Below are 1,738 nucleotides of genomic sequence, written 5' to 3' on the forward strand. Positions count from 1 at the left end.
CATTACTGTTTGACTGCTATGCCATTACTGTTGTCTCTTATAACAAATTGATTATCAAAATTTTATAGGCATTCTCTCTTCTCTTATATTATACAGATTTTTTTCTGGGTGCCTGAAACGAGATTTTCTAGTGGGATTTTTTCCTTTTCTGACAGTCGGAGGAAAAGACAGACGTTTACCATCACGAAAGCCCGACGATAGGAGGGTTTTTAAGGTGGTAAACATGGCTGGCTACTCAAAAGCGACCTGTAGTTCAGAGGCTTACAAAAATTGTATGCAGCAGTAATTATTGGTTAATTTTTAACCCTTTGATAGTCAACTCCGTAGGACGGGACGAACGGTATGAGCGCAGCGAAATAGCGTTCCGTCTCGCTCTCTTATAAGACCGCTTTGCGCATAGAGATCACTATACCAGAAAGGCCCGTTTCTACGTAGAAATGGGCCTTTCTGGTATGTTATATATCAAGCACTTATTAGTTAATCAAATTCCTGCAGTTAGTAATATGACTATAAGTAAGAACCTCGTATTACACTTGCTCAACCGAATCTGTTTCATTCACTTTCGGTTCATCAACTTCTATCTTAGAATTTCTCTTTTTTCTATCTCCAGAGCTGATAGCTATAGTCAAAATAAAGTAAGCTACCACAGCGAGAAACCTTTGATAATTATACCAATAGATCACATCTGATGTACCTACTAGGAAAGAAGTGATTATGTAGATAAATACTGCACTTCCAACGTCTATTCCAAAAAGGTGAAATCGATTGTTCATTGCTGTGTTGTTAGTGGTGAAAATGATATCAAGGAGTCTGCGATGCTGTGTTTATAATTGGGGCTTATACCCCAAACTCCGTAGGTTTTTAGGCATAAGCCACACTTAACTGTGCGGAAAGAAGAAGCCCTACTTACGAAAACATTTCGTAAGTAGGGCATACGATGTCTATGGTGATAGATAGCAGATAGAGGTCATTATTCAGTGTTTTGTTTTGTCAACTAAGACATAAGTAGAGCCACTTTTAGGAGTTGGAGGTAATGGTTCGTTTTTAGTAACGGTTCTCTCCGCTCCTTTCCCACCTCTTGGACCAATAATTTGATACTGCCCACTAGACTGAGCTATTTCACCTGGTTTAAATGACTTTTTCATTGGTTTTGTTGTTTTAAAGGTTCATAATCAATCATTCCACCACCCAAAATAATAGGGGTTAAGCCTTCGCCTTGCCCTTTATTTTGATCATCTCTGTCATCTGAATCATCATCTTCTGAACCATAAATTTGCTTAGCTACAGAGTCTATCTTCCTGAAATATGGCATCAAGTCTTTTAGGAGTTTTCGCTTACCCAATGCTAACTCTTTTTCCATATCAGTCTTAACTAATACCTGCGTAACTGATGCGCCTAACGCATTGCAAATCCGGTCGATTACATCTAATCCTGGCGATCTCTTCCCATTTTCTATGTTTGATAAATGCGAAGATTGAACTTGGGCTTTCTCTGCTAGTTGTCTTACTGTATACCCTCTCTCTTCCCTGAGAGACTTCAGGGTAGTTCCGACGTTAATCATATATTTAGTGAAAATTGATTGTGATTGACGCATTCTAGTGTCTTGATTCAGACGCTAAAATATTTTTCATCGGGCACCGCTCCGTTACTTCAAGTAATTCTTTAAGTTCTCCTTGAGTAGGTCAATACTCCGTGTCTTATTTTCTTCTGAGAAGAAAACTAGTTGCTCAACCATCAT

At 38.7% G+C, this 1,738-nt stretch carries 3 protein-coding genes; all 3 read right to left on the minus strand.

Annotated features, from left to right (window positions below):
* Positions 1-527: 527 nt before the first annotated feature.
* The gene (locus BM202_RS36425) at positions 528-773 is read right to left on the minus strand and encodes a hypothetical protein (RefSeq protein WP_093835513.1); all 246 of its coding nucleotides are present in this window, start codon (positions 771-773) and stop codon (positions 528-530) included.
* Between the two features lie 201 nt (positions 774-974).
* Complete coding sequence (locus tag BM202_RS37765) at positions 975-1,145, minus strand: hypothetical protein (RefSeq protein ID WP_177236827.1); 171 nt, start codon at positions 1,143-1,145, stop codon at positions 975-977.
* Positions 1,142-1,594 (minus strand): helix-turn-helix domain-containing protein, encoded by a 453-nt coding sequence (locus BM202_RS36430; protein WP_093835515.1) that lies wholly within the window; start codon positions 1,592-1,594, stop codon positions 1,142-1,144. The genes BM202_RS37765 and BM202_RS36430 overlap by 4 nt, the downstream gene beginning before the upstream one ends.
* Positions 1,595-1,738: the final 144 nt, after the last annotated feature.

Source organism: Spirosoma endophyticum (assembly GCF_900112365.1).
In the GTDB taxonomy this organism is placed as follows: Bacteria; Bacteroidota; Bacteroidia; order Cytophagales; family Spirosomataceae; genus Spirosoma; species Spirosoma endophyticum.